The sequence below is a fragment of the Devosia indica genome (assembly GCF_003056405.1).
GTDB classification, from domain to species: Bacteria; Pseudomonadota; Alphaproteobacteria; order Rhizobiales; family Devosiaceae; genus Devosia; species Devosia indica.
Genome location: NZ_PYVZ01000009.1, coordinates 133,872 through 155,965, shown reverse-complemented (window position 1 = coordinate 155,965; position 22,094 = coordinate 133,872). Strand labels below are relative to the sequence as shown.

Sequence of the window (22,094 nt, the reverse complement as noted above, 5' to 3'; positions counted from 1 at the left end):
CCGCCATGCTCCAGCACCATCCGCACCGCTCGGGTTCGCACCTCAGGGGAAAACTTGTTCGTTGTCTTGCTCATCAGGCTCTATCCTAATTGGGAGTTAGAGCCTCCGACAGTCCCGGCGCGGTTCACCCTGCAGTTTCGCCCACGCCAAAGCGAGACGGCGGCGGGCATCAGCGTCCGCGAGGCTTGGTGATTTAGCCATCTTTTGGAGGGTGTCAGTCGATTTTAGCAACTTCTCCAAGCTGCGGAGCGGCATAGTGCTGCTATTGGTCTGACGCGTCCGCGAGTGCCACCACAGCATTTCCACGCTACTTAGTGCGCACGCCAACTCTTCGATATTGCGAGCCGACTGCGGAGGTATGCCATGCTCGTCATGCAATACCTGCCCGATATCGGTCGCCAGATTGTACCAGAGCGGCTCAGGTGCGAATTCTGGCGGCAGAGCGTCTGACTCTTCACTCATGTTGGGTTGGCCCTCCGTTGCAGAACCCCGCCCAGGTCGTCATCAATTTGCGACGCTTTGCAAGCGCAGTGCTCCGCCGATAGGCGCGTTCGGTCGCCGTACCTATCAAGTGGGACAGAGCCGCCTCGATTACCTCCCGCTGGACCTCTGTATGATCACCAGCCCAATCCCTGAACGTCGATCTAAATCCGTGAACCGTGTACATATGTACCTTCATTCGGCGCATAAGCATGTCCATTGAAGATGAAGAAAGCGGCCGACCTGTTCGCTGTCCGAAAAACACGTAATCACCAACCTTGTGCTCTGCGAGTCTAGCAACGATAGCCAAAGCTGCGTCGGACAGCGGAACCTGGTGTTCTACGCCAGGTTTCATGCGCTCCGCCGGTACCGTCCATATTTTGTCCTCAAAATCGAACTCTTCCCACCTGGCCCCCAACACCTCCCACGAACGGGATGCGTTGAGAATCAGGAACTCCAAGGCTCGTGCTGCCATAGCTTCGGACTTTTGGAGGCGAACCATGAAGGTCGGCAAATCCTTCGACGGCATAGCGGCGTGGTGGCCGCGCTGAAGCTTACGGCGAGGTGGCAGGACGTTCTTCAGATGCCCGCGCCACAGGGCGGGATTTTCGCCCGAGCGCCAGCCCTTTACTTTGGAATAGTCCAGCACCCGCTCGATCCGCCCGCGTAGACGAGAAGCCGTTTCATTCTTCGTCGCCCAAAGCGGCTGCACGGCGCGCAAAACGTCATCGGTGCTAATATCGCCCACTGGCTTCGCGCGCATCTCGGCGTCACAATAGGTTTCGAGTGTCATGTGCCATTGCCGACGGTGTTTCTCGTTCCGAAAGCCACCCTCAATGTCGGCAAGGAATTTGCTGCTGGCCTCGCCAAAGGTTGGAATTTCCACCTTCGCCATTCGGCTTTGCTCAATAGGGTCTAGACCTGCCGCAACCATTGCCCGTGACTCTTCTGCGGCTCGCCTGGCATCGCCTAGGCCGACAGCAGGGAAGGGGCCTAGCCCCATCTCGCGCCGCTTCCCGCCGGGTGGCGTCCACATGAACACCCAGGATTTAGTGCCTGCTTTAGAAACCAGAAGGTAGAGTCCCCCACCATCGGAATGGCGCCCGGCCCCAAGCCGGCTGGATCGGCATTTCACGTCAGATAGTTTATTCAGCAAAGCCGATCACTCCCACTTTTGCTCCCACTCTAATTGGTGGATATAGGTGCATAATGGCGATCAATGGCGCAAGGTTGCTGCTCCAAATAACTGAAATAACGTGAAAAAAAGTTGAATGACGAAGTGTGGCGAACTATGGTGTGGCGGACTCTCTCTCCGCCACTTCCTTTCATGACGTTGACTTTGATCCCTCCGGCCGCCATGCCGGGCGGCAAAACTTGCTCCTGTTATCTGGTTTCGATGGCGCGCCTGATCCTTTTCAACAAGCCCTATGGGGTGCTGTCGCAGTTCACCGGGGGTGGGCCTGGCGAGACGCTGGCCGACTTCGTCGCGGTGAAAGGCGTCTATCCGGCCGGGCGGCTGGACAAGGACAGCGAGGGGCTGTTGCTGCTGACCGATGACGGCACGCTACAGGCGCAGATTTCCTCGCCGAAATACAACAAGGAAAAGACTTACCTGGTGCAGGTCGAAGGCGAGCCGGACGAGGCCGCGCTGGCGCAATTGCGCAAGGGTATCACGCTCAAGGACGGTCCGACGCGACCGGCCAGGGCGAAGCTGATCGCGCCGCCCGATCTCTGGCCGCGCGATCCGCCGGTTCGGTTTCGCAAGAGCGTGCCCGATCACTGGATCGAGTTGAGCATTACCGAGGGGCGCAACCGGCAGGTGCGGCGGATGACGGCGGCGGTGGGCCTGCCCACGCTTAGGCTGGTGCGCTGGCGTGTGGCCGATTGGACACTGGCGGGCATTGCACCCGGAGAGTGGCGCGCGGTCCGGGCCGGCATGGGGGCCACCCGTCGCTGAACGCCCGACGCATAGCACCAATGAAGGGCTGGCGCGCGGTGCCGGTTTGGCCTATCTCCCCCACAAAAGCCCGGACCATATTGGACCGGGCAGGGTTGGAGGAGTGCTGCCATGTCAGCCCAGACCCCCTCAAAGCGCCTGACCATCCGCGACATTGCTGCCATGCGGCGGCGCGGCGAGGCGGTGGCCATGCTTACGGCCTATGATGCCACCATGGCCGCTCTGGTCGACATGTCGGGCGCGGACATGATCCTGGTCGGTGACAGCCTGGGCAATGTGGTGCTCGGGCATGAGACGACGCTGCCGGTGACGCTGGACGACATGATCCGCCATGCGGCCGCAGTCAAGCGCGGCTCGCAGCGCGCGCTGCTGGTCTGCGACCTGCCGTTTGGCGCGGTGACCGATCCGGATACAACGCTGGTCAATGCGATGCGGGTGCTCAAGGAAACCGGGGTCGAGGCGGTCAAGATCGAAGGTGGCCTGGCCATGGTGCCAGTGGTGGAGAAGCTAGTGGCCCATGGCATTGCTGTGGTCGCCCATATTGGCCTCACCCCGCAGCACGTGCACCAGATGGGCGGCTATTACATGCATGGCAAGGACGCGGCTTCGGCCGAGCGGCTGCGTGCAGAAGCCCAGGCGCTGGAAGCGGCGGGGGCTTTTGCCATTGTGCTCGAATGCGTCACCCCGGCGCTGGCGGCCGAAATCACCCAGAGCTTGACCATTCCCACCATTGGCATTGGTTCGGGCAAGGATTGCGCGGGACAGGTGCTGGTGATCAACGATCTGATCGGGCTCAACATCACGCCGCCGCCGAGTTTTGCCAGGCCGCGTGCCGATGTGGCTTCAGTGATCCGGACGGCCGTGGGCGACTATGTGGCCGAGACCAAGACGAAGCGCGGGCCGATCCCGCTCGTGCTCAGGGCCGATTGATCATGGCCAATATCCTGATTGCCGTTTCCGGCTCGATTTCGGCGTACAAAATTGCTGATGTGGTGTCCGAACTGGGTAAAGCCGGACATCAGGTGCAGTGCCTTCTTACCAGAAGCGCGACAGAGTTTGTTTCGCCGTTGGTGCTTGAAACCTTGAGCGGCCGCAAGGCGCGGTTCGAGCAGTTCGGGCCCGATGTATCAGGCACAGAGCATATCGACTTTGCCCGCTGGGCGGATGCGATGGTGTTCGCCCCGGCCAGCGCTAACATGCTGGCTCGATTGGCTTTAGGGCTCGCCGACGACCTGCCCTCGACGGTGGCGCTGGCCACCGAGGCGCCGATCCTGATTGCGCCGGCGATGAATACGGTGATGTGGGGCAAGCCGATCGTGCAGCAGCATCTGCAGACGCTGGTGGGGCGTGGGGCGACGGTAATCGAGCCAGCATCGGGGCTTCTGGCCTGTGGCGAGGTGGGCATGGGCAAGCTGGCGCCCGTGGCGAGCATTGTTGCAGCGATCGAGGCGGCGGTCGTGCCACCGGTCCAGGACCTCCAAGATGAACGGATTTTGATCACCGCGGGGCCAACGACCACGGCAATTGATGCGGTGCGCTATATCACCAACCATTCCACCGGGCGGATGGGTGCGGCCATGGCCGAAGAAGCGCTGCGGCGCGGCGCGGTGGTGGACTATGTGCTGGGCGTCGACAAGGGCGTGGTGCGCCCGGTGCCGCCGCGCGGGTCGGAAAGCCGGCTGCACCTTGTCGAGGTGCGGACCGCCGAGGAGATGGCGGTTGCCGCGCTGGAGAAATTGCCACAGGCCACCGGGGTCGTCGCGACGGCGGCGGTGATGGACTATGCGGTGGCCTCACCTTCGGCCAGCAAGCTCAAACGCGCCTCGGATGCCATTGCGCTTGACCTGGTGCCCTCCACCGATGTGCTGGGCAGCCTCAGACAAGCCGCGAACGGGCAATGGTTCCTCGGCTTTGCCGCCGAGACCGACAATGTGGAAGAGCATGGGCTGGGCAAGCTCGAAGCCAAGGGGCTCGATTTCCTGTTTGCCAATGCGGTGAGCAAGCTGGGCGCTGCGGGCCAGACCGGCTTTGCGGTCAGCACCAATGCCGGCGTGCTGCTTTCGGCCAAGGGTGAGCGGCATGAACTGGCGCTGGGCGCCAAGGCCGATATTGCCCGGCAGATCTGGGATCGCATTGCATGACGCTTATTCTGCGGGACAAGGCGAGCCTTCGGGCCTGGCGCGCCAAGCTGACCGAGGGGACGCGGCTGGGCTTCGTGCCGACCATGGGCGCACTGCATGAAGGGCATATGAGCCTGATGGCGCAGGCGCGCGGGGCGGCGGACATTGTCATTGCCTCGATCTTCGTCAATCCGCTGCAATTTGGGCCAAACGAGGATCTGTCGCGATATCCGCGCCCCATTGAGGCCGATATCGACAAGCTTGAAGCGGCTGGGGTCGATGCTCTGTTCCTGCCCTCGGTCGAGGATATGTATCCGCCCGGCGCGTCGACCATGGTCGAGGAGACCATGGTGTCCGGGCCGCTGTGCGGCGCCACGCGGCCGGGGCATTTCCGCGGCGTGACCACGGTGGTGCTGAAACTGTTCAATCTGGTGCAGCCGCATGTGGCGGTATTCGGGCAGAAGGATGCGCAGCAATGCGCGGTGATCGAGCGGATGGTGCGCGACCTCGACGTGCCGGTCGACATCCTGCGCGGGCCGATCGTGCGCGAGGCCGACGGGTTGGCGCTGAGCTCGCGCAATGTCTATCTTTCGACCGAAGACCGGGCGGCGGCGCCGTTGTTGCATCAGAGCCTGCAAACGGTCGCCACGGCTTATGAAGCCGGGGAGCGCGATGCGGAAAAGCTGGCGCAGATCGGGCTGGACGTGCTGGCGCAATCAGACCGGATCAAGGTGCAGTATTGGGAGGTGCGCGACCCCGAAAGTCTCGGGGCCATCGCCAGGGTGGGCGGGCGCGGCGCGCTCTTGGCCGTCGCCGCGCATCTGGGCACGACGCGGCTGATCGATAATCTCTTACTCAGCGGCGACGTTTAGCATTTCGGTGCTGGCCAGCTTGTTGTCACCGAAAAAGCGCAGCGGCCGGATTTCGTAGGAGCCGGTGCCGGGGTTGGCCTTGGCCAGTTCGCGGGCAAAATCGAGCGCGTCATCCATGGATTCGCAGTCGGCGACATAAAAGCCGAGGAATTGTTCCTTGGTCTCGGCAAAGGGGCCGTCGAACACGGCGGGCTGGCCATTGGCCTTTTTGAGCGTCTTGGCCTCATTGGTGTTCCATAGCCGGACGACCGGGCCGAGCTTGCCCCTGGTCGCCATGCTGGACTGGACCTCCATCAGGCGTGCCATGCAGGCGTCGTCCTCCTCCTTGGTCCAGGTGGCAACGACGTTTTCCTCATTGTAGCAGAGAATGGCGTAGAGCATTTGGGGTCCCTCATCACGCAGCGACCGGGACTATGCCAAGCCAGAACGGCAATTCCAAGACGTCATGGGTCAGGCAAGGGCGGCGGCGTTTGCCGGGCAATGGTCAAGGTCGCCCCGATGGAGGCGAGCATGATCGCGCCCATGCCGGCAAGCTGCACCGGGCCGATGGTTTCATGCAGGATGACAAGGCCCGAAAGCGCCGCCAAAGCCGGTTGCCCGCTCATCAATATGCCGAACAGGCGCGACGGCATATGGGGCAAAGCTACCATGTCGAGGGCATAGGGAATGGCGCTCGACATCAGCGCCACCGCCAGCCCCAATGGCAAGAGCGCCGGATCGAGCAGGCTGGTGCCAGCGGTGGCCACCCCGAACGGCACGGCGATCAGTGCGGCGGTGCCAACGCCGAGCGCGGCGATATGGGCGCCACCCCCTATGCCAGCACGCTGTCCGAAGATGATGTAGCCGGCCCAGCAGGCGCCGGCACACAGGGCCAGGACGACGCCGATAGGGGAAATGTCCCCGCCGGTCTGGGTCCAGGGCAAGAGCAGGGCAAAGCCGGCGACGGCCAGGACGATCCAGAGGAAATCAACAAGCTTTCTGGCGCCGAACAGCGCCACGGCCAGCGGTCCGGTGAATTCGAGCGCCACGGCAATGCCGAGCGGAATGTGCTCAAGCGCGGCATAGAAAAAGAGGTTCATGGCGCCCATGGCCCCGCCATAGAGAAGCACGGCGCGCCATTGCCTGGGCCCCAGCGAAAAGCGCCAGGGGCGGAACACGGCAATCAGCACCAGGGCCGCCAGGGTCAGCCGGAGCGCGGTGGCGCCGCCTGCACCGACCAGCGGAAACAGCATTTTGGCGAAGCTGGCCCCGGTCTGGGTGAAGACCATGCCCAAGGTGACGAGCAGGACGGGCAGGAGGATGGAATTGGGCCGCACGGATGGGGCTTTCTGTTCTCAGTGAAACAGACCGGTGCCGGCCACATCCTTGCGGACAAGAGTGGCGGCCTCGATCAGGCCCGGGTCGAGCAGGCGTGCATTGATGCCGACGCGGTCCCGACTGTCCTTGCGCGGCCACCAATGGGTGATGCAACCGCAATTGGCGCAGCGGTGAAAATCGACATTCTTGCCGTTCCAGGCATAGCTCTGGGTGGGCGTGCCGGCATCGATCTGAACGTCGGCCTTGGCGTAGTAGGCCCAGAGCACGCCATAGCTGCGGCAGAGGCTGCAATTGCAATGAGTAATCTGGGTGGGAGGCGCGCCGAGGGTCAATGTGACTGCGCCGCAATGGCAGCGGGCGACAACCGGTGTTGATGCTTGTGGTGCCGCCATTCCTGACCCCTGCTCTTGAGGTTATCCATAGCGGCTTTGCCATTGCTGCGACAAGGTGTTGGCAAAGACCAAGATTGACCCCAATCCTTCCCCCCTTTAGTCCTGTCTCTGCCGGAACAAAGGAGGAATCCATGGAATACCGCTATCTCGGACGCTCGGGGCTGAAAGTCTCGGTGCTGACCATGGGGACCATGACCTTTGGCGGGTCTGAAAAGATCGGCAATACGAGCCGGGAAGATGCGGCGCGACAGGTCGATATGTGCCTGGATGCCGGGATCAATCTCTATGACACGGCCAATGTCTATAATGCCGGGGTGTCCGAGGAAATCCTGGGCGCGGTGCTGGCCGAGAATGGCCGGCGGCAGAAGGCGCTGGTGGCCACCAAAGTACGGTTCAAGATGGGCGAGGGGCCCAATGAAATCGGGCTTTCCCGTCACCACATCATCGACCAGTGCAAGCAAAGCCTTAAGCGTCTCAAGACCGATGTGATCGATCTTTACCAGGTGCATGAATGGGATGGCATGACGCCGATCGAGGAGACCATGGAGGCGCTCGATACGCTCGTGCGCCATGGGCATGTGCGCTATATTGGCTGCTCGAACTATTCGGGCTGGCACATCATGAAGGCGCTGATGGCGGCAGACAAACGCCAGGGCCAGCGCTTCATTTCCCAGCAGATCCATTATTCGCTGCATAGCCGCGATGCCGAATATGAACTGGTGCCGATTTCGCAGGACCAGGGTCTGGGCATGCTGATCTGGTCGCCGCTGGCGGGCGGGCTGCTTTCGGGCAAATATCGCCGGAACAGCGGCCCGGACAGCGGGCGCCATGTCGGGGGTTTCCGCGAACCACCGGTTTATGACTGGGACAAGCTCTATACCGTCATCGAGGAAATCGTGGCCATTGCCGAGGCGCGCGGCGTTTCGGGGGCGCAGGTGGCGCTGAGCTGGCTGCTGGGCCGGCCGGGCGTCACCTCGGTGATTATCGGCGGGCGCAATGAGAAACAGTTTGCCGACAATATCGCGGCGGCTGCGTTCAAGCTTTCCGACGAGGAACGGGCGCGGCTCGATGCGGTCAGCCGGCCGCCGCTGCTCTATCCCTATTGGCACCAGTCGTTTACCGCGCAGGACCGGTTGAGCGCGGTGGATCTCGACCTGATCGGGCCTTATGCCGAGGAGTTCAAGCGTGGCTGATCTGGTTTTTCCAGCGCCGCAGCCGGTGCTGATTCCGGTGGCCGGCGGCGGGTTCTTTCCGGTGCGGCGGGTTTATTGCGTGGGCCGCAACTATGCAGAGCACATCAGGGAAATGGGCAATGATGCGCGCGAGCCGCCATTCTTCTTTGCCAAGCCGGCCGATGCGGTGGTGATTGATGGTGCGCCCATCGCCTACCCGCCGCAGACCCGCGATCTGCAGCATGAGATCGAACTGGTGGTAGCCATTGGCAGGGATGGCGCCAATATTGGCGAGCACGCCGCGCTCGAGCACGTCTTCGGCTATGCCGCCGGGCTCGACATGACGCGGCGTGACCTGCAGGCAGAAGCGAAAAAGGCCGGGCGTCCCTGGAGCATGGCCAAGGGGTTCGACCAATCCGCGCCGGTCGGCACCATTGCGCCGGCCAAGGCCATCGGCCATCCGGCAACAGGCGCGATTACGCTCAGCGTCAATGGTGCGGAGCGGCAAAGGGGCGATCTGGGCGACCAGATCTGGAGCGTGCCCGAGACCATTGCCTATCTCAGCCGCCTGGTGACGGTGCGGGCCGGCGATCTGATCCTGACCGGCACACCGGCCGGGGTCAGCCCGGTGCGGCGGCGCGATGTGCTGGAGGGCAATATCGAGGGGGTCGGCACGGTCTCGACGGTGATCGGCTGATGCCGCCGGTCTGGTCGAGCCAGCAGGATGCGGCGCTGGTCGCGGTGTCGGCCTGGCTGAAGGACCGAAATGGGCCGCAGGTGTTTCGCCTGTTCGGCTGGGCGGGCACCGGCAAATCGACCCTGGCGGTGCATCTGGCGCAGGATGTGCGAAGCGTCAAATATGCCGCCTTTACCGGCAAGGCGGCCATGGTCATGCGCAAGCGGGGCTGCAAGGGCGCGCAGACCATACACAGCCTGATCTACACGCTGGTGAGCGAGAAGGAGGGCGAGCCGCGCTTCGTACTCGATCCGGAAAGCCCGGCAGCCGATGCCGATCTGATCGTCATCGATGAAGTCTCGATGGTCGACGAGCAGCTTGGCGCGGACCTCCTGAGCTTCGGGGTGAAAGTGCTGGTGCTGGGCGACCCGTTCCAGCTACCGCCGGTGCAGGGGGCAGGATTCTTCATCAATACCGAGCCCGACATCATGCTGACCGAAATTCATCGTCAGGCGGCGGACAATCCGATCATCCAGCTTTCCATGGCAGTGCGCGAGGGCGGCTATCTCGAGCATGGCCGCTATGGTGAGAGCTTGGTGGTGGGGCGCGATTCGGTGGATCGCGAGGCGGTGCTGGAAGCCGACCAGGTGCTGGTGGGGCGCAACAAGACGCGGCTGACCTATAATGATCGCTTGCGCGAATTGAAGGGGCTTCCGTTCCATGAGCCGGTGGTGGGCGACCGCATGGTGTGCCTGCGCAACAATCCGCGCAAACGCCTGCTCAATGGGCAGATCTGGATCGTCACCGAAGCGACGCGGCGCTCGAACGGCAAATGGTCGCTGTTATTGGCTGATGATGAAGGCAAGGGTGAAACCCGTGTCTTGACCCACAAGGCGTTCCTGTCGGGCGAGGAGGACGCGATGAGCTGGCCCGAGCGGCGCCAGTTCGACGAGTTCACCTTCGGCTATTGCCTGACGGTGCACAAGGCGCAGGGCAGCCAGTGGGATAATGTCTATCTGTTCGACGAGAGCTTCGTGTTCCGCGAGGAGCGGGCGCGCTGGCTTTACACCGGGATTACGCGGGCGGCCGAGAAGATCACCATCGTGGGGTGAGGGGGCACGGGTCCGCCAATCGCCCATAGGGCTCAAGGCCTTTGACTCTAAAATCGAGCCACCGGCTCGATTTTGCCTGCCACCGAGTCAAAGTTCCACCATACTTGACCGGATTTATAGAGCTTCGTGGCTGTCCTGCTGCGAATGGCTCATATGCCTTTGCGCATAAAGGCTTGCGCGCATGGGCCGCCATACCCCATTGTTTTGATCGACATAACCTGAACCGGCCGGAGGCGCGAATGCACCATGACACCCCCCTGATCTCAACGATCGTTGCGGGTCTGGTGCTGGCCTATATTTTCGGCATGGTGGCCAATCGGCTGCGCATGCCGCCGCTGGTGGGCTATCTGTTTGCCGGTATCATTGTGGGCCCCTTTACGCCGGGCTTCGTGGCGGATCAGGAACTGGCCCTGGAGCTGGCCGAATTGGGGGTGATCCTCCTGATGTTCGGCGTGGGCCTGCATTTCTCGCTCAAGGATCTGATGAGCGTGCGGGCGCTGGCCATTCCTGGCGCCGTGGTGCAGATCGGCTTTGCCACCGTGCTCGGGGCCGGCCTGGGGCTGCTGCTGGGCTGGAGCCTGTTTGCGTCGGTCATTTTCGGCCTCGCGCTGTCGGTGGCCTCCACCGTGGTGCTGCTCAAGGCGCTGCAGGACCGCCGGCTGATCGAAAGCGAGCGCGGCCGCATCGCGGTGGGCTGGCTGATCGTGGAAGACCTGGCCATGGTGCTGGCGCTGGTCCTGGTGCCGGCGATTGCCAGCATAAATGGCGGCGGTGAAGGGCTGCACGATCCCTTTGTGTCCTTTGTCACCCGGCTTCTGGGCATTGAGATCGGCATCTGGGGCATACTGGGCCTGACGCTGCTCAAGGTTGCGGCTTTTGTCGGCTTCATGCTGGTGGTGGGACGCCGGGTGATCCCCTGGGCGCTGCACGGCACGGCCCATACAGGCAGCCGCGAATTGTTCCGCCTGGCGGTGCTGGCCATTGCGCTGGGCGTGGCGCTGGGCTCCTCGGTGCTGTTCGGCGTTTCGCTGGCGCTGGGCGCCTTCTTTGCCGGCATGATCCTTTCGGAAAGCGAGCTGTCGCATCGCGCCGCCCAGGAAACCCTGCCGCTGCGCGACGCCTTCGCGGTGCTGTTCTTTGTCTCGGTGGGCATGCTGTTTGATCCCAGCATCATCATCACCCAGCCCCTGCTGGTGCTGGCAACGGTGTTTATCATTGTCATCGGCAAGTCGCTGGCCGCCTTCTGGATCGTGGTGCTGTTCAAGCGCCCGATCTCGACCGCACTGACCATTTCGGCCTCGCTGGCGCAGATCGGCGAATTTTCCTTCATCCTGGCCAGCATGGGCGTGGCGCTGGCCATTCTGCCCAGTGAAGGCAAGGACCTGATCCTGGCCGGTGCGCTGATCTCCATCGTGCTCAATCCGGTGGTGTTCTTCGTGCTCGACCTGGTCAAGCCGCGGCTGGAGCAGCGCGTGGCCCGGCAAAAAGGCGTCGAACCGCCGCCTGCAGAGCCCCGCATGGAGCCATCCATGGCGGCCGAAGGCCCGGCGACCAGCGATGCCCCCTCGGAAGGCGCGGTGGATCGGGGCGCGCCGGGTGCCGATGACGATACGGGCGAGCCCTCGCACCAGACCGGTCATACCGTGCTGGTCGGCTATGGCCAGGTGGGCCGCATTGTCGCCGCCGGTATCAAGGCCGATGGCGGCGGGTTGGTGGTGATCGAGGATTCCGATCACGATGTGGCCGCGGCCCGCGCCGAAGGTTTTGAGGTGGTGTTCGGCAATGCCGCCAGCGCAGACGTGCTCAAGCTCGCCAATCTGGGCGCAGCCAAGGCCCTCCTGGTGGCCATTTCCAATGGCTTTGAGGCCGGCTCGGTCTGCGAAAGCGGGCGCAAGCTCAATCCTGGCATTGCGATTATCTCCAGAGCCTATTCGGAAGAGGAAGAAAGCTTCCTGCGCAATCTGGGCGCGACCACGATCATTCGCGGCGAGCAGGAGATCGGCCGGGGCATTCTGACCTATCTGCGCAGCGATGCGAGCGGCAACGGCCCGGGCAGCGATCTGCCCGGCGAGGCCAAGCTGCCCGCTGCCGAGAATATCCTGGCCAATGCGGCCATGGGCGCGGCGCTGACCGAAGCGGCGATCAGTGAGCAGGGTGAGGATGCCGAACCGTTGCCGGAAACGGCTGGAACGGAGGGTGACGAGGCCGTTGCTGCAAGCACTGCGGAGCCCGATGAGACCGAGGATGCCGCGCCAGACGCGTTGCCAGTGCTGGAGGCGGTGGCAGAGCCATTGGATGGGGACAAACCCGCAGAGGCAGAGCCGGAGAGCGATATTCCACCGGCGGTGATCGAACCGATTATCGACACACCGCTGGTCGGCGAAGCGCCCGCCGCCATCGACGAGATCGTACCGCCGCAGCCGGCACCGGCCAGCGGTGATGATGAGCAGGTGGCCGCCGAGACAGGGGACAATACCGTGGTGAGCGAGGACGCGGCGCCTGACAAGGAAGATATAGGCGAGGCTGTGCCACCAGTCGCGCCGGAGAAAAAAGACTAACCTGGGCCCGCGAACTGGACCTCCCGGGACAGGCGCGCGGGTACCGCAATCTATTGGGCAGAAGACCGGCAGGGAGCACGTAGCCCGCCGCTCTGCCATACGTTCGGGGGGAATGGATGATTTCGCAAAAGGCCAAATATGCCTTGCGGGCACTGGTGTCGCTGGCAAGGGCCGGTCGTGGACAGAGCCGGATGATCGGTGAGATTTCCAAGGACCAGGCGATCCCCAAGAAGTTCCTCGAGCAGATCCTGCTCGAGCTCAAACGTGCCGGTATCGTCAATTCCCGCCGGGGCCGCATGGGGGGCTATGAACTGCTCAAGGCCCCCGAGGAAATCACCTATGGTGAGGTGCTGCGGCTGATCGACGGTCCCATCGCGCCGCTGCCGTGCCTCTCCAAGATCGCCTACAAGAAATGCTCGGACTGCCAGGATGAGGGGTCTTGCGAAATCCGGCATGTGTTCGAGCGGGTGACGCTGGCGACGCGAGCGGTCCTCGACCGGACCAGCCTGGCGGATTCGCTCAACCTGGAAGATCTGCCGGTTTAGGGAATACCCCACCTAATCCCCCGATCGAGTACGCCTTACCCAAACACCACTGTCTTCTTGCCATTGAGCATGACCCGGTTTTCCAGGTGCAACTTGACGGCGCGGGCCAGCACGCGGCTTTCGATGTCGCGGCCGGCGGCGACCAGATCGTCGGGGCTCAGTGCATGGGTCACGCGGGCGGTTTCCTGCTCGATGATCGGGCCTTCATCGAGATCGGGCGTGACGTAATGGGCGGTGGCGCCGATGATCTTGACGCCGCGCTCATGGGCTTGGTGATAGGGCTTGGCGCCTTTGAAGCTGGGCAGGAAGGAGTGGTGAATATTGATCACCTGGCCAAAAAGACGCGTCGAGAGATTGTCCGAGAGCACCTGCATGTAGCGCGCCAGCACCACAAGGTCAGCGCCGGTGGACTTGACGATCTCGAGCACCTGGGCTTCCTGATCAGCCTTGGTCTCCCTGGTGACGGGCAGAAAATGGAAGGGCACGCCAGCGTCTTGGGCGATCTTGCGGGCGTCTTCATGGTTGGAGACGATGGCGGCGACCTCGGCGTCGAGCCAGCCAACGCGGATCTGATAGAGCAGATGCAATAGCGTGTGGTCGAATTTGGAGACCATGATGACAACGCGCTTCTTGCGGCTCTCATCGGAAAGCGCCGTCTTCATGTCGAAGCGCTCAATGGGTGATTTGAGCGCTTTTTCGATACTCTCGCGGCTCACACCCTGCGGGGCGGTAAAGGCCAGGCGCATGAAAAAGCGGCCGGTCTCGCGATCCCAGAACTGATTGCTTTCAGCAATATTGGCCTTGAGCGCCGCCAGCTCGGTGGTGACGGCAGCCACGATGCCGGGCCGGTCGGTGCAGCTAAGGGTGAGTACGAAATTGGCCGAAGACAATGCGGGCCTCCCGAGATTTTTTGTGTCGCGCGTCCAAACCGAAACCGGCAATCGGCTGGTGTGGCGGCGCGGGTGCTCGGCCAGCGGTATCAATGGCTTGGCGCCATCCGTCAAGCCTTGGGCTGTGCAGGTGGCGAACGGCGCAACAGAAAAGGGCTGCCCTTACGGACAGCCCTTCCTGAGCTTATCGACCTTGAGGGGCCGGGAGGTGTGTTGCTAGCCGAGATCACTCCCGCTCAACACATGAAAACCCAGACCTTCCTCAAGAGCCAAAACCTCATAAGACACTGGATCACCTCCTTTGCTTTTGTTGAACATGGGGTGAGCTTGCGCCCGTTTTGGGGATCTGTCCAGTCACGAAAGTTCGTTGTTGCGGGCAGCACTATGGGCGAGGTCAGCTTGGCCTCTGCCCACACAAAGTCAGCTTTCTTGCGTGCCTAGCAAATTTCTATTTTGATAGGTACAATGTGCCAAGCAATAACTGAAAGTGATAGGCATGACCGCACTCAGCAGCATAGCAATGAGCGCATACACCGATCTTGTCCGCTTGCTCAGGGACGATGCCGTATCTGACTCAGAGGGCAAACCTACTCTAAAGCAGCGGGGCGAAAAGGCCTATTGGTACGCCGCGCGCCGCGTCGGAACAGAAATGCGCTTCTTCTACATCGGCGAGGACGGAGCCGAAACGCGCGCGCGTATCGACCAGATCGAAGCACTGCGCGCAACAGCGAAGGAACGGCAGGCCGAACGGTCACGGCTGGTGCGCCTCTTACGTGCAGAGGGCATGACACCAACCGACCGGGCCACCGGCTCCATCCTGTCTGCCTTGGCAGGCGCCGGGACATTTCGACTGGGCGGGACCATTGTCGGCACGAACGCCTTTCGCCTCTACGAAGGTGAGCTTGGCTTACGCCTGCCATTGGGGGGGGTGGCAAATACCGGTGACATCGACATGGCCCAGTTCGAGAAGCTCAGCCTCGCCCTGGAAGATCAAGTCGATCCGGGGCTGGCCGAGACGTTCTCGACGCTGAAGTTCGACCCCGTGCCTGGGCTTGATCCGGCGCGAATCTGGCGTTGGGCCCAGGGCGGCAGCGGCCAGCTCGTAGAATTCCTAACTCCCGCGTTCGGTGAGGAAACAATTCGAGACTTGCCCGCGCTCGGCGTCAACGCTCAGGCGTTGAACTATCTCAACTTCCTAATAGCCGAGCCGATCCATGCAGCGGCTATCTACAGATCTGGTGTTCTTGTGCAGGTGCCACGCCCTGAGAAATTCGCAATCCACAAGCTGATCATCGCGGATCGGCGTCGTGAGGACGCGGGGAATCTGAAATCCTCAAAGGACCGCGAACAAGCGGCCTTCCTGATCGAAGTCCTGGCGGATGATCGGCCGGACGATCTGCGCCGCGCCTATGCCACCGCCATGAACGTTGGCCCGCGCTGCCGCGAACACATTGCCAACTCCCTCACACGGATGCCCGACACGAGGAGCGTGCTGAACGGTCTCTAGTTAGCAGCGTTCCCTGCTTGCTGCTCTTCCAGGCAGCGGTCAGACCTGCCGATCCCTGGGCTTGCTCCGCAACTGGATGATCGTTGCGGCCAGGACGCCCAAGGCCACGATGCCGATGATGATGGAGGCCAGCGCATTGACGTCGGGCGAGACGCCCAGGCGCACCTTGGAAAAGATCACCATGGGCAGGGTTGACGAGCCGGGGCCGGACACGAAGCTGGCGATCACCAGATCGTCGAGCGAAAGGGTGAAGCCGAGCAGCCAGCCCGAGACCAATGCCGGGGCAATGATGGGCAGGGTGATGTCGAAAAATGTGCGGACCGGCGAGGCGCCCAGATCCATGGCGGCCTCTTCCAGGCTGCGGTCGAAATCGGACAGGCGCGACTGCACCACCACGCAGACATAGGCGGTGCAAAAGGTGGCGTGAGCGATGACGATGGTCAGCATGCCGCGCCCTTGCGGCCAGCCCAGAAAACCTTCCATGGCCACAAAGAGCAGCAGCAGCGACAGACCGGTGATCACGTCGGGCATGACCAGGGGGGCCGACACCATGCCGGCAAACAGGGTGCGGCCGCGAAAGCGGCGGAAGCGGACCAGGGCAATGGCGGCCAGCGTGCCCAGCACCAGGGCGATGCTGGCGCTGAGCGCGGCAATCTGCAGGCTCAACCAGGCCGCGCCGAGCAATTGCGGGTCGCTGAACAGCTCGCCATACCACTTGGTCGAAAAGCCGGACCAGACAGTGACCAGGCTCGATTCATTGAACGAAAAGATGACCAGCGAGACGATGGGCGCGTAGAGAAACGAAAAGCCCAAGGCCGCGGCGATGGGAAGGAACCAGCCTTTGCGCATGCTATTTCTCCACCACTGCGCCCTGGGCGCGTTGCAACAGCATGATGGGCACCACCACGACCAGCAACATGGCCACCGCCACGGCGGAGGCGCGCGGCCAATTGGTGGCACTGAAGAACTCGTCCCAGAGTACCCGGCCGATCATCAAGGTTTCCGGGCCGCCCAGCAGCGATGGAATGACGAATTCGCCAATGGCCGGAATGAAGACCAGCATCGAGCCGGCAATAATACCGGGCAGCGAGAGCGGCAGGGTGACGAAGAGAAAGGTGTGGATGGGCCTGGCCCCCAGATCCGCCGAGGCTTCGAACAGGGACACGTCGAGCTTCACCAGCGTGGTGTAGAGCGGCAGGATCATGAAGGGCAGGTAGGTGTAAACAATGCCCACATAGACTGCAAAATCGGTCTGCATCATCACGATCGGTTCGATGCCGAACAGGCCGAGAAACTGGTTGATCACCCCATTGCCGCGCATGAAGCCGGTCAGCGCGTAGACGCGCAGGAGGAAGGAGGTGAAGAAGGGCAGCACCACCAGCATGAGCAGGATATTGCGCCAGCGATCGGGAGCGCGGGCAATGGCATAGGCCATGGGGTAACCGACCAGCAGGGTGATGATCGTGGCAATCGCCGCGATGCGGATCGAGCTCAGATAGGCCGCGACATAGAGATTGTCGGTGAACAGGCGGATATAGTTGTTTAGGTGCAATGTCAGTTGCACCGTGCCTTCTTCGCTGGTGAGGAGCGGGGTATAAGGCGGGCGGCCGAACTGCTTGTTCGCCAGCGAAATGCCGAACACCACGGCCAGGGGCACGAGAAAGAACACCAGGAGCCAGATAAGCGGCGCGATCAGCACCAGCATGCGGCCGGTAATGCCGACCCGGGCCAGGCCTTTTTCGACGGCGTTCCAGGGCTTTAGCCGCCGGGGCGGCGGGATGGTGGGATCGTGGGTGGCGGTCATGACGTCAGCACCGAGCCGGCGTCTTCGTCCCAGGTGACATAGACGGTCTCATCCCAGGTGATGGCGTCGGGATTGCCGCGCACCGAATTGGTCTGGCTGACGCGGAGGCGTTTGCCACTCTCAAGCGCGATCTGATAGACCGAGATATCCCCCAGATAGGCGATCTCCTCGACAATGCCGGTGGCCACATTGGCGCCGTGAAGCCCCGCGGGCTGCTCGCGGCTCAGGACCATTTTCTCGGGCCGGATGGCCCACCAGAGGCGTTGTTCGGGCGCGCAGTCGACGCCGTGGCCGACATAGATGTCGCAGCCCAGCTCGCTTGAGCGGATGCGGACATGGTCGGGCTCGTCCTCGGAAACCACGCCCTCAACCATATTGGCCGAGCCGATGAAATTGGCAACGAAGCGCGAATTGGGAAATTCGTAGATATCGGTGGGCTCGCCGATCATGGCGATCTCGCCCTGGTTCATCACCCCGATGCGGGTGGCCAGGGTCATTGCTTCTTCCTGGTCGTGGGTGACCACGATGAAGGTGACACCGAGCTGTTCCTGGATCTTGACCAGTTCGAACTGGGTCTCCTCGCGCAGCTTCTTGTCGAGCGCGCCGAGCGGTTCGTCGAGCAGCAGCAATTTCGGGCGTTTGGCCAGGGCGCGGGCGAGCGCGACGCGCTGGCGCTGGCCGCCGGAGAGCTGGTGCGGCTTGCGTTTGCCATAGTCCTGGAGCTTGACCAGGACCAGCAGTTCATTGACCCGCGCAGCGATCTCGGCGCGCGGCAGGCCGTCGCGTTTCAGGCCATAGGCAATGTTCTGCTCCACGCTCATGTGCGGAAACAGCGCATAGGACTGGAACATCATGTTGACCGGCCGGTTATAGGGCGGCACTTCGGTCATGTCCTGGCCGTCGATTTCGATGGTGCCAGAGGTTGGGGTTTCAAAGCCCGCCAGCATGCGTAGCAGCGTCGATTTGCCCGAACCCGAGCCCCCCAGGAGGCAGAACAGTTCGGATTTGTAGATGTCGAGCGAGACCTCGTGCACCGCGATAATGTCGCCGAATTTCTTCGAGACATTCTTGATGCGCACGAAAGGCTTGTTGTTGGCCGTGTCGCGCCAGGGACGCGTGTCGATGGCTAGCTGCTGCGGCTTCTTGGCCATTGGTGCTCTCTATCCGAAGGGGTGAAGGGCGGCGCGGGCCGCCCTTCGCAACGTGGTTTTACTGACCGGTCTTGATGCGGGTCCAGGTGCGGGTCAGCACTTCCTCGTAATCGGGGGAGTGTGCCTGCATCACGAATGCCTTTTCGATGGTCTCGGCAGGCGGATAGATACCGGGGTTCGACTTGACCTCTTCGTCCACGAATTCCAGCGCCGGCAGGTTCGGGTTGGCGTAGAAGACATAGTTGGTGATGGCGGCTACGACCTCGGGTTCGAGGATGTAGTTGATGAAGGCATGGGCATTTTCCGGATGCGGGGCATCGGCGGGGATGGCCAGGAAGTCAAACAGGGTCGCTGCACCTTCCTTGGGGATCAGGTAGGTCACCTCAACGCCCTGTCCGGCCGCAGCGGCGGCATCGGCGGCGATGAAGATGTCACCCGAATAGCCCAGGGCCAGGCAGATCTCGCCATTGCCCAGGTCGTCGATATATTGCGAGGAGTGGAAGTAGCGGATCGAAGGCTTGATGGAATTCATCAGCGCTTCGGCCGCTGCCAGGTCTTCCTCGCTCTCCGAATTGGGGTCGAGACCGAGATAGTGCAGGGCAATGCCCATGACTTCGGAGGGGCTGTCGAGCACGGCGACGCCGCAGCCGGCGAGCTTTTCGACCACTTCGGGCTTGAACAGCAGGTCCCAGCTTTCCAGATCCGCATCGGGGCCGAGCGCTTCGGTCACCTTGGCGGTATTGTAGCCCAGGCCGATGGTGTTGATCATATAGGGCACGGCATGGGCATTGTCCGGGTCCTGGTTGGCGGCGGTCGCCATCACGGCCGGGTCGAGATTGCCCAGATTGGTCAGCTTGGACTTGTCGAGTTCGAGGATCAGGCCGGCCTGGATCTGGCGCTCGAGGAAGTTGCCCGAGGGAACGACGATATCATAGCCCGAATTGCCGGCCAGCAGCTTGGCATCGACGATCTCGTTATTGTCATAGACGTCATAATTGACCTGGATGCCGGTCTCCGCCTCGAAATTGGCGATGGTGTCCTCGGCAATGTAGTCGGACCAGTTATAGACGTTGAGCACCGGCTCCTCCTGCGCAATGGCAGGGCTCGCAGCCAGTACAGCGCCAAGGGCAATGGCGAGCGACTTTTTCATCAGTTTAGTCTCCTGTGGGGACTGTGGTGGAGGCGATTGGCATGTGCGGGGACAGCCGGTTCGAGGCGCCATGCGCCGGTTCGCGGATAGAGCCGCGGCTCAACCCCGGGGCCTCATCTGGGAGACCCCGGAAATGGGATGAAACGGAGATGGATATGCGCGCGTGGGCGGCGCCGGAAGGCGCCCGGAACTCTTGCGGCGATCAACCCGAAATCGGGCGCGTATCGAGGCGCAGACGATGCGCCGTCAACAATGGATCTAGCCAGCGAAGTGTCCTTTCCCTCTCAAGCACAAAGGCAAATTATCGACAAACCAGAAGGCCGACAAGGCGGTGTGGACGCTGTTTTTTACGGGACTTGACCGCATGGTTGCCGGGGCGCACAAGCTCGCCCAATCACGCCGCCCACAGGCGGCAAATGAGCGTTTCGGAGTAGAACACAATGAGTGCAAAGGCCTATCTGTCGGTTTCAGGCGATGTCAAAGCGGCGCTGGCTGCGGGCAAGCCGGTGGTGGCGCTGGAATCGACCATCATCACCCATGGCATGCCCTATCCGCAGAATCTGAGCATGGCGCAGGAGGTCGAGGCCGTGGTGCGCGCGCATGGTGCGGTGCCTGCGACCATTGCCATCATGGATGGCCGGCTTTGTGTCGGGGTATCGGGCGAGGATCTGCAGCGCCTGGCCGAAGAGGGGCACAAGGCTGCCAAGGCCAGCCGCCGCGACATGGCGGCGCTGCTGGCCAGTGGCGTCATGGCCGGCACGACGGTTGCCACCACCATGCAGATTGCGGCACTGGCCGGCATCCGCATCTTTGCCACGGGCGGCATTGGCGGCGTGCATCGCGGCGCCGAGGACAGTTTTGATATTTCCGCCGATCTTGAAGAGCTTGGCCGCACGCCGGTGGCCGTGGTCTGCGCCGGGGCCAAGTCGATCCTCGATATCGCCAAGACGCTCGAAGTGCTCGAAACCAATGGCGTGCCGGTACTGGGTTTTGGCACCGAGGATTTTCCCGCCTTCTGGGCACGCACCAGTGGCTTCAAGGTCGACCAGCGCCTCGATACGGCGGGCGACGTGGCCAAGCTGCTCGCCATCCAGTCCGACCTCAATATGGGCGGTGTGCTGATCGCCAACCCCATTCCCGAAAGTGATGCCTGGGAAGCCGGTGCCATTGAGGGCTTTATTGCCCAGGCGCTCGCCGATGCCGAGGCGCAGGGGATCAAGGGCAAGGCGACCACCCCCTTCCTGTTGCAGCGCATCTTCGAATTGACTGGCGGCAAGTCGCTGGAGAGCAATATCGCGCTGGTCAAGAACAACGCCAAGGTCGCCGCCCAGATCGCCGTGGCGCTGTCGAGCCAGCTCGCTTCGCGCCCGGCATGAGCGCGCGCGTATTGGTGGTCGGCGATGTGATGACCGACATCATCGTCCGGCCCGAAGGGCCCATCGTGCCTGGCTCGGACCGGCGTGCGGAAATCCGCAACCGGCCGGGCGGGTCAGGGGCCAACCAGGCCGTCTGGCTGGGCGCGGCCGGCGCCGATGTGCTGTTTGCCGCCCGGGTCGGGGCCGCTGACCGGCCCATGTATGAAAACTATTTCCGCGGTCAGGGCGTGGTGCCGGCGCTTGCCGGGGACCAGGATCTGCCCTCAGGAGTGCTGGTGACCATTCTCGATCCTTCGGGGGAGCGCAGCTTTCTGACCGACCGGGGTGCCAATCTCAATTTGAGCCCTGCTGATCTTCCGGAAAGCCTGCTTGAGGGCGTGGGACTGGTGCTGGTCTCAGGGTATAGCTTTTTTGCATCGGGACCGCGCATGGCGGTGCAGCGGCTCCTGCGGACCGCCCGCAAGAGGGATGTGGCCATCGCCATTGATCCGGCCTCGACCGGCTTTCTCGAGGAGGTGGGACCGGCCGTGTTCCTGGGCTGGGTCGGCGCGGGCAGTTGGCTTTTCGCCAATGAAAGCGAAGCGGAACTGCTGACCGGGGAAGCCGATTTCGATGCACAGATGCGCTCGCTTGGCCAGCAATTTGACCAAGTGGTGATCAAGCGCGGCCAGTTTGGTGCGGCGCTGGGCGACCGGGACGGGGTGCGGATGAGCCAGCCGGCACCCATCGTCAAGGTGGTCGATACCACCGGGGCGGGCGATGCCTTCGCCGCTGGCTTCGTTGCGGCGTTGCTGCGCGGCGAGAGCGCGGCAACGTGTTTGACGGCCGGGATCGCAGGCGGCGCCAAGGCGGTTCAGGCGGTGGGTGGGCAGCCGCGATAGAATAGCGGGTCGATGATGATCATCGGGGCCGTGGTCCCTTCTCCCCTTGCCGCCGGGCTCGCCATTCGGGACTAGTCCTCATGGCCTTCTTGCCTCAAATCGCGCCACTGGCGCGATTTGCTCTGCGGGACGGC

20 protein-coding genes and 1 pseudogene are annotated in these 22,094 nt (G+C 62.6%); 12 read left to right on the top strand and 9 right to left on the bottom strand.

Annotated elements, in window-relative coordinates; genetic code table 11:
- Positions 1–454: 454 nt before the first annotated feature.
- Positions 455–1,615 (bottom strand): tyrosine-type recombinase/integrase, encoded by a 1,161-nt coding sequence (locus tag DDE76_RS10815; protein ID WP_342748375.1) that lies wholly within the window; start codon positions 1,613–1,615, stop codon positions 455–457.
- Positions 1,616–1,876: 261 nt separating this feature from the next.
- On the opposite strand from DDE76_RS10815, the gene DDE76_RS10810 reads away from it, so the two are divergent.
- From DDE76_RS10810 to panC, 4 genes are all read left to right on the top strand, one after another.
- On the top strand, positions 1,877–2,437 hold the full coding sequence (locus DDE76_RS10810; RefSeq protein WP_104894844.1) for a pseudouridine synthase: 561 nt from the start codon (positions 1,877–1,879) through the stop codon (positions 2,435–2,437).
- 111 nt (positions 2,438–2,548) lie between these two features.
- Complete coding sequence (panB, locus tag DDE76_RS10805; protein ID WP_104892805.1) at positions 2,549–3,367, top strand: 3-methyl-2-oxobutanoate hydroxymethyltransferase; 819 nt, start codon at positions 2,549–2,551, stop codon at positions 3,365–3,367.
- 2 nt (positions 3,368–3,369) lie between these two features.
- A complete protein-coding gene (coaBC, locus tag DDE76_RS10800; protein ID WP_104892806.1) occupies positions 3,370–4,578 on the top strand; it encodes a bifunctional phosphopantothenoylcysteine decarboxylase/phosphopantothenate--cysteine ligase CoaBC in 1,209 nt (402 codons plus the stop codon).
- On the top strand, positions 4,575–5,429 hold the full coding sequence (gene panC, locus DDE76_RS10795) for a pantoate--beta-alanine ligase (protein ID WP_104892807.1): 855 nt from the start codon (positions 4,575–4,577) through the stop codon (positions 5,427–5,429). Before coaBC ends, panC begins: the two co-directional genes overlap by 4 nt.
- Here panC and DDE76_RS10790 read toward each other — a convergent pair.
- The 3 genes from DDE76_RS10790 to DDE76_RS10780 form a co-directional block, all read right to left on the bottom strand.
- Positions 5,409–5,810, bottom strand: a complete 402-nt coding sequence (locus DDE76_RS10790) for a YciI family protein (protein ID WP_104892808.1) — start codon at positions 5,808–5,810, stop codon at positions 5,409–5,411. The two genes, panC and DDE76_RS10790, sit on opposite strands and share 21 nt — an antisense overlap.
- A 62-nt stretch (positions 5,811–5,872) precedes the next feature.
- A complete protein-coding gene (locus DDE76_RS10785; protein WP_245891882.1) occupies positions 5,873–6,745 on the bottom strand; it encodes an EamA family transporter in 873 nt (290 codons plus the stop codon).
- Positions 6,746–6,763: 18 nt separating this feature from the next.
- A complete protein-coding gene (locus tag DDE76_RS10780) occupies positions 6,764–7,138 on the bottom strand; it encodes a GFA family protein (protein ID WP_104892809.1) in 375 nt (124 codons plus the stop codon).
- Positions 7,139–7,269: 131 nt separating this feature from the next.
- Here DDE76_RS10780 and DDE76_RS10775 point away from each other — a divergent pair, with 131 nt between their 5' ends.
- The 5 genes and pseudogenes from DDE76_RS10775 (at position 7,270) to DDE76_RS10755 (ending at position 13,201) form a co-directional block, all read left to right on the top strand.
- Complete coding sequence (locus DDE76_RS10775; protein ID WP_104892810.1) at positions 7,270–8,331, top strand: aldo/keto reductase; 1,062 nt, start codon at positions 7,270–7,272, stop codon at positions 8,329–8,331.
- Positions 8,324–9,007, top strand: coding sequence for a fumarylacetoacetate hydrolase family protein (locus DDE76_RS10770; protein ID WP_245891881.1), 684 nt, complete (start codon positions 8,324–8,326; stop codon positions 9,005–9,007). Before DDE76_RS10775 ends, DDE76_RS10770 begins: the two co-directional genes overlap by 8 nt.
- Complete coding sequence (locus tag DDE76_RS10765) at positions 9,007–10,098, top strand: ATP-dependent DNA helicase (protein ID WP_104892812.1); 1,092 nt, start codon at positions 9,007–9,009, stop codon at positions 10,096–10,098. The genes DDE76_RS10770 and DDE76_RS10765 overlap by 1 nt, the downstream gene beginning before the upstream one ends.
- 239 nt (positions 10,099–10,337) lie before the next feature.
- A pseudogene (locus tag DDE76_RS10760) lies at positions 10,338–12,068 on the top strand (cation:proton antiporter domain-containing protein); the annotation flags it as partial.
- 704 nt (positions 12,069–12,772) lie between these two features.
- Positions 12,773–13,201, top strand: a complete 429-nt coding sequence (locus DDE76_RS10755) for an RrF2 family transcriptional regulator (RefSeq protein ID WP_104892814.1) — start codon at positions 12,773–12,775, stop codon at positions 13,199–13,201.
- 35 nt (positions 13,202–13,236) lie between these two features.
- Here DDE76_RS10755 and purU read toward each other — a convergent pair whose 3' ends face one another.
- Positions 13,237–14,091, bottom strand: coding sequence for a formyltetrahydrofolate deformylase (gene purU, locus DDE76_RS10750; protein WP_104892815.1), 855 nt, complete (start codon positions 14,089–14,091; stop codon positions 13,237–13,239).
- Between the two features lie 496 nt (positions 14,092–14,587).
- Between purU and DDE76_RS10740 the strand changes: the two genes are divergently transcribed.
- On the top strand, positions 14,588–15,598 hold the full coding sequence (locus DDE76_RS10740) for a nucleotidyltransferase family protein (protein ID WP_198650891.1): 1,011 nt from the start codon (positions 14,588–14,590) through the stop codon (positions 15,596–15,598).
- A 39-nt stretch (positions 15,599–15,637) separates the two neighbouring features.
- Here the strand turns inward: DDE76_RS10740 and DDE76_RS10735 are convergent, their stop codons facing one another.
- From DDE76_RS10735 to DDE76_RS10720, 4 genes are read right to left on the bottom strand one after another with little or no spacing between them, the layout of a single operon-like run.
- Positions 15,638–16,447: an ABC transporter permease subunit gene (locus DDE76_RS10735; protein WP_104892818.1), complete on the bottom strand. Its 810-nt coding sequence runs from the start codon at positions 16,445–16,447 to the stop codon at positions 15,638–15,640.
- A 1-nt stretch (position 16,448) separates the two neighbouring features.
- Complete coding sequence (locus tag DDE76_RS10730) at positions 16,449–17,402, bottom strand: ABC transporter permease subunit (protein ID WP_104892819.1); 954 nt, start codon at positions 17,400–17,402, stop codon at positions 16,449–16,451.
- Positions 17,399–18,553, bottom strand: coding sequence for an ABC transporter ATP-binding protein (locus tag DDE76_RS10725; protein ID WP_104892820.1), 1,155 nt, complete (start codon positions 18,551–18,553; stop codon positions 17,399–17,401). The genes DDE76_RS10730 and DDE76_RS10725 overlap by 4 nt, the downstream gene beginning before the upstream one ends.
- A 58-nt stretch (positions 18,554–18,611) precedes the next feature.
- Positions 18,612–19,703 (bottom strand): polyamine ABC transporter substrate-binding protein, encoded by a 1,092-nt coding sequence (locus DDE76_RS10720; RefSeq protein WP_104892821.1) that lies wholly within the window; start codon positions 19,701–19,703, stop codon positions 18,612–18,614.
- 440 nt (positions 19,704–20,143) lie between these two features.
- Between DDE76_RS10720 and DDE76_RS10715 the strand changes: the two genes are divergently transcribed.
- Complete coding sequence (locus DDE76_RS10715) at positions 20,144–21,079, top strand: pseudouridine-5'-phosphate glycosidase (RefSeq protein ID WP_104892822.1); 936 nt, start codon at positions 20,144–20,146, stop codon at positions 21,077–21,079.
- Entirely contained in the window at positions 21,076–21,960 is an 885-nt protein-coding gene (locus DDE76_RS10710; RefSeq protein WP_104892823.1) for a carbohydrate kinase family protein, read from the top strand. The genes DDE76_RS10715 and DDE76_RS10710 overlap by 4 nt, the downstream gene beginning before the upstream one ends.
- Positions 21,961–22,094: the final 134 nt, after the last annotated feature.

What these genes read in the sequence shown, in the direction of transcription:
- DDE76_RS10775 (WP_104892810.1), top strand. Translation starts at nt 7,270, where the DNA reads ATGGAATACCGCTATCTCGGACGCTCGGGGCTGAAAGTCTCGGTGCTG.
- DDE76_RS10720 (WP_104892821.1), bottom strand. Translation starts at nt 19,703, where the DNA reads ATGAAAAAGTCGCTCGCCATTGCCCTTGGCGCTGTACTGGCTGCGAGC.
- DDE76_RS10810 (WP_104894844.1), top strand. Translation starts at nt 1,877, where the DNA reads ATGGCGCGCCTGATCCTTTTCAACAAGCCCTATGGGGTGCTGTCGCAG.
- DDE76_RS10715 (WP_104892822.1), top strand. Translation starts at nt 20,144, where the DNA reads ATGAGTGCAAAGGCCTATCTGTCGGTTTCAGGCGATGTCAAAGCGGCG.
- panB (WP_104892805.1), top strand. Translation starts at nt 2,549, where the DNA reads ATGTCAGCCCAGACCCCCTCAAAGCGCCTGACCATCCGCGACATTGCT.
- DDE76_RS10735 (WP_104892818.1), bottom strand. Translation starts at nt 16,447, where the DNA reads ATGCGCAAAGGCTGGTTCCTTCCCATCGCCGCGGCCTTGGGCTTTTCG.
- DDE76_RS10730 (WP_104892819.1), bottom strand. Translation starts at nt 17,402, where the DNA reads ATGACCGCCACCCACGATCCCACCATCCCGCCGCCCCGGCGGCTAAAG.
- DDE76_RS10765 (WP_104892812.1), top strand. Translation starts at nt 9,007, where the DNA reads ATGCCGCCGGTCTGGTCGAGCCAGCAGGATGCGGCGCTGGTCGCGGTG.
- coaBC (WP_104892806.1), top strand. Translation starts at nt 3,370, where the DNA reads ATGGCCAATATCCTGATTGCCGTTTCCGGCTCGATTTCGGCGTACAAA.
- DDE76_RS10780 (WP_104892809.1), bottom strand. Translation starts at nt 7,138, where the DNA reads ATGGCGGCACCACAAGCATCAACACCGGTTGTCGCCCGCTGCCATTGC.
- DDE76_RS10790 (WP_104892808.1), bottom strand. Translation starts at nt 5,810, where the DNA reads ATGCTCTACGCCATTCTCTGCTACAATGAGGAAAACGTCGTTGCCACC.
- DDE76_RS10755 (WP_104892814.1), top strand. Translation starts at nt 12,773, where the DNA reads ATGATTTCGCAAAAGGCCAAATATGCCTTGCGGGCACTGGTGTCGCTG.
- DDE76_RS10740 (WP_198650891.1), top strand. Translation starts at nt 14,588, where the DNA reads ATGACCGCACTCAGCAGCATAGCAATGAGCGCATACACCGATCTTGTC.
- panC (WP_104892807.1), top strand. Translation starts at nt 4,575, where the DNA reads ATGACGCTTATTCTGCGGGACAAGGCGAGCCTTCGGGCCTGGCGCGCC.
- DDE76_RS10710 (WP_104892823.1), top strand. Translation starts at nt 21,076, where the DNA reads ATGAGCGCGCGCGTATTGGTGGTCGGCGATGTGATGACCGACATCATC.
- DDE76_RS10725 (WP_104892820.1), bottom strand. Translation starts at nt 18,553, where the DNA reads ATGGCCAAGAAGCCGCAGCAGCTAGCCATCGACACGCGTCCCTGGCGC.